Below are 8534 nucleotides of genomic sequence, written 5' to 3'. Positions count from 1 at the left end.
ACGGCCCGGGCCACCGAGGGCTCCACGGCCTCGGGCCAGGCCCGGGCGTCGGAGGGCTCCACCGCCTCGGGGCGGTCCACGGCCCGCAACGGCTCGGTGGCCTCGGGCTGCTCGGACGCCACCGACATCTCCACCACCTCGGGCGAGTGCGCCCCCGCCCCCAAGCCCCCCACCCACCCGGCCGGGCCCGGTGGCCCGGGCGGCCCCGGGGGCCCCGGCGGCGGCGGTGCCCTGGCCCGCACCGGCGGTGTGGACACCATGGCCCAGGCCGCGGCTGCGGCCACCGCCCTGGGGGCCGTCCTGCTCGGCCTCGGCCGGCGCCGGTTCGCAGCCGAGCCGGTGGGGGAGGACGTCTGAGCAATGACTGTCAACACAACGGAGGTAGCACAATGAAGTCACAACGGACGGCGGGCCTGATGCTGGGGGGGATCGTCGTCCTCCTGATGATGCTCGTGGCCGGCCCTGCTGGGGCCCAGACGAGCGGAGGGGCCACGGCCGAGCACGGCTCGGTGGCCTCGGGCACGGCCCACGCCGAGAACGGCTCGACGGCCTCGGGTGCATCCCACGCCGAGAACTGGTCGACCGCCTCGGGCCAGGCGCACGCCCACGACGGCTCGACGGCGTCGGGCTGCTCACGGGCCGAGGACGGCTCGACGGCTTCGGGCGCGGACTGCCCCAGGCACGTCCCGCCGCCCCACCAGCCGCCCCACCAGCCGCCCCACGTGACCCCCACGACCGTGCGCCCGGCGGCGGCCACGCCCGCCCGCCTGGCCCTGACGGGCACGTGGACGGCCCCGCTGGCGGCCATGGCCGGCCTGTCGGTCGCCCTCGGTTCGGCCCTGCAGCTCGTGGGCCGGGGCCGGCGGCGCCCGATCGAAGGCTGAGCACCGCCGACACCGTCTGAACGAACAGAGCCCGCCGGCCCCTGGGCCATGGCGGGCTCTGTCGCGCCCCTGGGACGACCGGAGGGAGCCACCGCCGCGGGCCGGTCCCGGGGGGTGAGACGGGGCGACACCGAGGCTGGAGCGAAGGGCGTGCATTAGGCGAGGCCCCGGTGGCTGCACGCGCAGGCCAGGTCCGGCGATCACGGGTACCGAGACCTCCCGGCAACGTGCGGCGCCCGGTGCGGCCGCCCTCTGCGGGCGCCTCACGGTCAAGCCCCCCCGGCCTCCCTCCCGCCCGTTCAGGCCGGCGAGCGTCCGCTCCGGCGGCGGCGGCGACCGCTGGCCCAACCCACGGTGGCGATCACCGACAGGGCCGTCAGCCACACCCAGTTGTCGACGACCACGGCCATCACGGCATCCACGGGGCCGGCCAGCGCCGTGCCCGAGAGGCGGATGGCGACGATGGCGGCCACCGTGCCGACGACGCTCAGCAGGGCGAAGACCACCAGGGACATGCCGCTCGCTCCTGCCAAGACGCACACGACGCCCCCCGGGAACAGCGCCACCAGGGGCCACCCGTAACGCCGGAAGTTCCGGCGCAACCAGCCGATGGCAGTACCGCCACCGATGTGCCGGGCCACCCAGTCGACGGCCGAGTCCCCGTACCGCAGGCCGAGCAGGTAGAGGAACGGGTTCTCGAGTGAGCGACGGACGAGGCCCACCACCAGGTACGGGACGAAGTCGACCGTCGTCGATGTGAGCACGAGATGACGGGTGGTGGAGTTGAGCACGAGCAGGAGCAGCGGATGATTGGCCGCCAGCGCGGGTGCCGCCGCGTTCCCGACGAGAGCGCTCACGGCCAGGATCACGAGGGGGACGATCAGCAGGGCCGGGGGCACCTGCTCTACCCGGTCGAGGGCGGGGCGGGGCCCAACCTGTCCCGGTCCCTTGGTCGCCTCCTCGCCCTCCTCGCCATTCTCGCCCACCTGTCCATCGTGGCGCGGTCCATGGCCCTTCCGGGGAAGGAACTGGTCCATGACGGCACCCGAGCAGACCTCGCCCGCCCTCGACGCCGGGCCCGACGGGGACCTCACGCCCCGAGAACGGCTCTCGGCCGTCATCGAGGAACGCCTCGACATCCCCATGGCAGTACTGGCGGTGGCATGGGCCGGCCTCGTGACCTACGAGCTCCTGGCCCCGACCGCCCAACTGGACGAGCTGCGGCTGATCGGCAACGTACTGTGGGCCGTCTTCCTGGCCGAGTTCCTGGTCAAGCTGGCCGTCTCCGGACGCCCGCTGCGCTTCCTGCGACGGCGGTGGCCGTCGCTGCTCTTCCTGGCCTTGCCAGCCCTGCGTACCGTCCGGGTCGTCCGTGCCCTCCGTGCCGTCCGGGTGCTGCCCGCGGCCCGGGTCGTGGGGTCGTCGTACCGGACCATCGGGACGGCCCGCACACTGCTCGGCGGGCGACTGACGTTCCTGGGCGTGACGACGGCGGCGGTCCTGATCGCCGGGGCCCAGCTGCTCTTCCTGCTCGAAGCCGGTGGGCGCGAAGCGGGGGCCAGCCTGGGCGAGACGTTGTGGTGGTCGGCCAACCTGGTGGTCAGCGGCAACTACCTGTTCGAGCCGGGGCGGGCCCTCGGCCGAGTGGTGGCCCTCCTCCTGAGCGCCTACTCGGTGGTCGTCTTCGCCTCGCTGGCCGCCGCCATCGGGGCCTTCTTCATCGAGCAGCGGGCCGAGCGGGCGGCCGACGAGGCTCAGTAGCCACGCCCGCCCGGGCCGCCGGTCAGGCGGACGTGCCGGTGGGGCCCGTGGCCCCCGAAGGTCCCGACGAGGACACCGGGTGGGTGGTGGCCTCGGACTCGGCCGTCCCGGTGGCCCCCGAGTTGGTCGAGGACGACTGGGCCATGCTGGCCCCCGACGAGCCCGTGGTGGCCTCGGGCGAGGCCGTGGTCCCGCTGGCGCCACCGTCCCCGCCCCCGGCGTCGCCGGTGGAGACGCTGGGCCCAGGCTGGGCCGCCGTAGGGCCACTGCCGGCCACGAGGACGGCCACGCCGCCCATTCCCGCCTCGGACTGGGCCCCACCCCCGCTCCCGCCCGTCCCGCCTCCGGAGACGGCCGTGGTGTCGTTGCCAGCGGCCCCGGTGGCGCCCGAACGGGAGCCCGCCAGGGCGTCGCCCCCGCTGTTGGCGAACGAACCGGCCGTGGCCTGGGCGTCGGTCGCTCCCGTGCGACCGGTCGCCCCCGAGGGCCCGGTGGTGGCTGGACCGGCCAGGCCGGCAGCCTCGGCCGTACCGAGCACAGCGGTATTGGTGGCCTCGACCGTCCCGGCGCCGCCCAGGGCCACAGCCACTCCCAAGATGGCGGTGTTGGTGGCTTTGGTGGTCGACCGGGCATCCCCGGTGGCTCCCGATGGACCGGAGGCACCAGAGGTGGCTGTGGGGGCCGATCCAGCCGACGAGCGGGCGTCTCCCGTGGCCCCGCTGTTGGTGGACGAGGCCTGGGCCGTGGACGAGCCCGTGCCCCCGGTCGAGGCCGTCGGCGCGACGTTCACCGTCGACCCCCCGCCGTCGCCACCCGTACCGGTGGCCGTGGCCACGCTGGCCCCGCCGGCGAGGGCCGACGAGACCGGGGCGGGCACGGCGGCGACGGCCACGAACAGGCCGACAGCCGGCCCACCGTCACCTGACGTTGCCGTCGCCGGCCCGCCGGGCCCTCCCGCGCCACCGGCCGAGACGCCGGTGGCGCCGTTCACGGCGTCCCCGCTCGCCCCCGAACGGGCCTGGCCCAGTCCGGCGGCCCCCGAGTTGGCCACCGAACCGGCCTCGGCCTCGGCCTCGGCGTCCCCGGTCCGGCCCGTGCGCCCCGACGGGCCCGAGGCGGCCGAGCCACCGGGCCCGGCCACGCTCCCGGCCACGGCGCTCCCGCCGATCCCGGAGTTCTCGGCCGTCACGGTCGAAGTGGCTCGGCCCGTGGTCCCACTCTGGCCGCTGTCACCGGAACGGGCCTGGCCTCCGGCCGTGGCCGACGACTGGGCGTCGCCCGTGTCCCCCGAGTTGGTGGCCGACGCCTGGGCCGAGGTGGCGCCCGAGGTGCCCGTCTCGGCCGAGGGCGTGACGGTCACGCCCGAAGGGCCGCCGTTGCCTCCGAAGGCCGAGGACGTGGCCACCGACGGGCCTCCCGAGACGGCATTGGCGACGGGCCCGGCGTTCACGGCCACCAGGCCGCTGGCCACCGGCCCGCCTGCCCCGGAAACGACCTGGCCGGGCCCGCCCGCCCCTCCGGTGCCGCCCGCCGAGGCGACGACGGTGTCGTTGACGGCGTCGCCGGTCGCCCCCGAACGGGCGTCGGCATCGGCCGTGGCCCCGGTGGAGGCCGTCGAGGACGCCTCGCCCTCAGCGGTGGCGTCGCCCGTGCGCCCGGTCGCCCCCGAGGCACCCGAGGTCGCCCCGCCGGCCCCGCCGGCCGAGGCCGAACCGAACAGGCCCGAGTTGTTGACGTTGACCCCGAGAGTCGCCGCCCCCGTCGAGCCGCTGCCGCCGCTGTTGCCGGAGGTGGCCGTGGGGTCGGACGAGGAGGACGACCAGGCGTCGCCCGTGTCACCCGAGTTGGTGGCCGAGGCCTGGGCCGAGGCGTCGCCCGACGAGCCCGTGGTGGCCGTGGGGGTGACCTCCACCGACGACGCCCCGCCGTGGCCTCCGCTGGTCCCGACGGTGGCCACCGAGGCCCCGCCGGCCACCGTGGAGGTGACGGCCGGTGAACCCACGACGGCCAAGGCGCCGGCCGCCGCCCCGCCCGGACCGCTGGTCGCCCCACCCGCCCCGCCCGCCCCGCCCGCCCCGCCCCCGGACACGACCAGCGTCTCGTTCACGGCGTCACCGGTGTCGCCCGAACGGGCGTCGGCCCCGGCGTGGGCACCGGTGTTGGCCACCGACGGGGCCTCGCTCACGGCGGTGGCGTCGCCCGTGTCCCCGGTCGGGCCTGAGGTCCCCGACGTGGCCCCGGCCCCACCCGCCCCACCCGCCCCGCCCACGGTGGCCGAACCGAAGATGGCCGAGTTGGTGACGTTGACCCCGAGAGTCGCCGCCCCCGTCGAGCCGCTGTCGCCGCTGTTGCCGGAGGTGGCCGTGGGGTCGGACGAGGAGGACGACCAGGCGTCGCCCGTGTCACCCGAGTTGGTGGCCGAGGCCTGGGCCGAGGCGTCGCCCGACGAGCCCGTGGTGGCCGTGGGGGTGACCTCCACCGACGACGCCCCGCCGTGGCCTCCGCTGGTCCCGACGGTGGCCACCGAGGCCCCGCCGGCCACCGTGGAGGTGACGGGACCGGTGCCCACGGCATTGGTGGCGGCCACGGCCGAGCCGCCGCCGGCGGCCGACGACGAGCCCGCCCCGCCCGCCCCGCCGGCCCCGCCCCCGGACACGACCAGCGTCTCGTTCACGGCGTCACCGGTGTCGCCCGAACGGGCGTCGGCCCCGGCGTGGGCACCGGTGTTGGCCACCGACGGGGCCTGGCCCACGGCGGTGGCGTCGCCCGTGTCCCCGGTCGAGCCCGACGCCCCCGACGCCGCCCCGGCCCCGCCGTCCCCGCCCGGTCCGGCCACCGAGGCCGAACCGAACAGGCCGGAGTTGCCGGCCGTGAGGGTCAGGGTGGCCGGCCCTGTGGCCCCGGTGCCCCCGGACATCCCCGAGGTGGCCTGGGGTGACGAGGACGAGCTCGAGGTGGCATTGCCGGTGTCGCCCGAGTTGGTGGACGATGCCTGGGCTGAAGCGGCCCCCGTGCCCCCGGTGGTGGCCGTGGGCGCCACCTGCACGCTCGACGACCCGCCGGTGCCGCCCGAGGTGTCGACGGTCGCGACCGATGCGCCGCCCTGGGTGGTGGCCGTCACCGGCCCGGAGCCGACGGCCGTCACGTTGTTGGCCGCCGCCCCGCCCGGCGCGGACGTGGCCGAGGCCTCGCCGCCCGCCCCGCCCGCCCCCCCGCTGGCGACGATCTGGGTCTGGTTGACGGCGTCACCGCTGGAACCGGTGCGGGCGTCGGCGATGGCGCTGGCCCCGGTGTTGGCCACCGACGTCGAGTTGCCCACGGCCGCCGCCGCCCCCGTGTCACCCGAGTTGCCCGAACCACCCGTGCCCACGCCTCCGCCTCCGCCGACGTTCGCCGACCCGCCGATGCCCGAGTTGGTGGCGGTGGGGGAGGAGGTGGCCGGCCCGGTGGCCCCCGTGTTGCCCGAGCTCCCGGTGGTGGCCACTGGGTGCGCGGAAGCCGACGATGAGGCGTCGCCCGTGTTGCCCGTGTTGGTGGCCGACGACTGGGCCGAGGCCGGGGCCGGGGAGCCCCCGCCCGAACTGGCGGTGGGCGACACGGTGACCGACACGTTGCCACCGTCGCCGCCGGAGGCGTCGGCTGTGGCCAGCGACGCCCCGCCTTGGGAAGTGGCGTTCACAGGCCCGGTGCCGACGGCCACCACGTTGTTGGAGGCCGAACCGCCCGGCCCGGCCTGGGCCGCGGCTAGGCCCCCTGAGCCCCCGGTGCCTCCGGCGGCTACGACGTCGGTCGAGTTGGACGCGGTGCCGCTGCCACCCCCACCTACGCCCGAACCGGCCGTGGGCGTGATGACCACGGTGGCGTCGCCCCCCTTGCCGCCCGAGGCGTCGGCGGTAGCCACCGAGGAGCCCCCGGTGGCGTTGGCCGTGACCGACGAACTGCCGACGGCGATCACCGAGTTGGAGGCGTTGCCACCCGCTCCGGTCGTGGCCACGGCCGTCCCACCGGCCCCGCCGTTGCCTCCGGTGGCGACCACGTTCACGGTGTTGGTGGCCGAACCCCCGCTGCCGGTCGTGGCCACCGACGTGGCGCTGGCCCCGGTGTTGGCTTCGCTGGTGGCGTTGCCCACGGCGGTCGCCGGGCCGGTGCTGCCCGAGTTGCCCGAGCTGCCCGAGACGGCCGGGCCGGTGCCGGTAGAAGAGTTCCCGCCGATCGAGGTGTTGGTCGCCGAGGGGGCGGTGAGGACCGGGCCGGTGCTGCCGGTTCCGCCCGAGCTACCCGAAGAAGCGGTGGGGGCCGTACCCGCGGCCGAGGTGGCCGAGCCGGTGTCGCCCGAGTTGGTGCCGCCAGAAGAAGCTGAGGAGCCGCCTGTGCCGCCGCTGGAGCCGCTGGACGCCGTGGGGGCGACGAGCACGTTGCTCGCCCCACCGTCGCCGCCGCTGGCCGAGCCGCCGCTCGAAGAAGGACCGCCGCCGGCGGTGTGGTTGGTGCCCGGCGCCTGGGTGGCAGCCGGGGAGCCGGTCAGGTTGGCGGTCTGGCCGCCGGCCGGGCCGGGCTCGATGGTGCCTTCGGAAGTGGTCACGCCGTTGGTGGTGGAACCGCCGATGGCAGTGCCGGTGACCACACCCGGGCCGATCCCGATGGTGAGGTTCTCGGCACTGCCTCCATTGCCTGCTCGACCTTCACCACCGATGGCTATCCCGTTGGCCTCTCGGCCCCGGATCCCGATCGTCTCGTTCTGAGCGTCGCCGCCAGGCCCGGCGTGGGCCTCGCCGTAGGCATCGCCACGGATGGCGACGGTGAGATTGGTGGCCTTGCGGTCGGCCGCGCTGCGGGCCACGCCGATGGCCGCGCCGCCGATGGCGATGGCGAGGTTGGAGGTCGCGCCACCGGGCACAGGGCCGGACTGGCCGTTGGCCGCGCAGCCCTTGCCGATGGCGATCACGAGGTGCGTGTAGACGCTGTTGGAGCCTTCGACCACCCGGCAGTTCTTCGTCCGCGTGAACGTGATGCCCGACGTGTTACCGGCCTCGGCGTCACCGGCCGCCTGGCCGTCACCGCCCGAGATGGTGGCTCCGGTCGAGGCGTTGGAAGCGGTCTGGGCGGCGGGTGTGGGCCCGGCCATGGAGACCGGACGGGTGCCCGGAGCGGACGAGCCAGCCGGGCCGGCGTCAGGGGCCGGGGGACCAGCTTCGGGCGCGGGGCCGGCGACCGCACCCGGCAGAGCCGGGCCGGCGAGCGGGCCGCCGGCGGGGCCGGGCGCGGCCAGCAGGGCCGGAGGTGCGGGGGCCGAGAGCGTGGGAGCGGCGGCGGCGTCGGGGGCCACCAGGGCCGTAGCGGCGAGGGCGGCCGGTGCGGGCGCCGGTGCCGCTTCCGCCGTCGGGGCGGGCGCGACCAGGGCGGGAGCGGCCTCGGCCGCCGGAGCGGTGACGGGCGAGGGCTCGGCGGCCGCCGGAGCGGCGACCGGGGCCGGCTCGGAGGCCAGCGTGGGCGGGGCCGGTGCAGGGCTGGGAGCGACCGTGGCCGGAGGCGCCAGGACGGCGGTGTCGGTGCTGGTGGCGACGGGTGCCGGGGCGGTCAGGGGGGCGGCCGTGTCGGCCCCGGCCTGGCCCCCGAACAGCACCACCAAGGCGGCCAGCGCCAGGAGCACGAGCGCGGCGAACCCCGCCCGGCGGGGGCACGAATCCTTCGCGGTCGCCTGATCGAGGGTCATTTGCGGAGGGAACGCCAGGCCCGGCCCGCCCACAGTGGCGGCCAGGTGGCTGAACTCGCTCTGGTTTACCACCGCAACCAGCCCTCGGCAAGGATTTCGAGGGCCGTCGAGATGGGGGCCTCGGCGCGTTGGTGCAGGTCAAGGCGGTGTTGGAAAAGCGTTGGGCGGATAGTGCC

At 76.5% G+C, this 8534-nt stretch carries 5 protein-coding genes; 3 read left to right on the top strand and 2 right to left on the bottom strand.

All coding sequences use genetic code 11. From position 1 onward, the window contains the following. The coding region (locus AB1673_10505) for a hypothetical protein (protein ID MEW6154402.1) at positions 1 to 357 on the top strand (357 nt) is incomplete at its 5' end. A 32-nt stretch (positions 358 to 389) separates the two neighbouring features. Then, complete coding sequence (locus AB1673_10500) at positions 390 to 884, top strand: hypothetical protein (protein MEW6154401.1); 495 nt, start codon at positions 390 to 392, stop codon at positions 882 to 884. A 299-nt stretch (positions 885 to 1183) separates the two neighbouring features. On the opposite strand, the gene AB1673_10495 is transcribed toward AB1673_10500, so the two are convergent. Next, entirely contained in the window at positions 1184 to 1870 is a 687-nt protein-coding gene (locus AB1673_10495) for a hypothetical protein (GenBank protein ID MEW6154400.1), read from the bottom strand. Positions 1871 to 1919: 49 nt separating this feature from the next. Here AB1673_10495 and AB1673_10490 point away from each other — a divergent pair, with 49 nt between their 5' ends. Beyond that, entirely contained in the window at positions 1920 to 2645 is a 726-nt protein-coding gene (locus tag AB1673_10490) for a hypothetical protein (protein ID MEW6154399.1), read from the top strand. A gap of 22 nt (positions 2646 to 2667) precedes the next feature. Here AB1673_10490 and AB1673_10485 read toward each other — a convergent pair whose 3' ends face one another. Then, positions 2668 to 8430 carry a hypothetical protein gene (locus AB1673_10485; protein ID MEW6154398.1) on the bottom strand — a complete coding sequence of 1921 codons (5763 nt, stop codon included), beginning with the start codon at positions 8428 to 8430 and terminating at the stop codon, positions 2668 to 2670. Positions 8431 to 8534 lie beyond the last annotated feature (104 nt).

Source organism: Actinomycetota bacterium (assembly GCA_040754375.1).
Classification (GTDB): Bacteria; Actinomycetota; Acidimicrobiia; order Acidimicrobiales; family AC-14; genus JBFMCT01.
The sequence above is the reverse complement of the archived record's forward strand: the minus strand, read 5'-3'. Positions and strand labels throughout refer to the sequence as shown.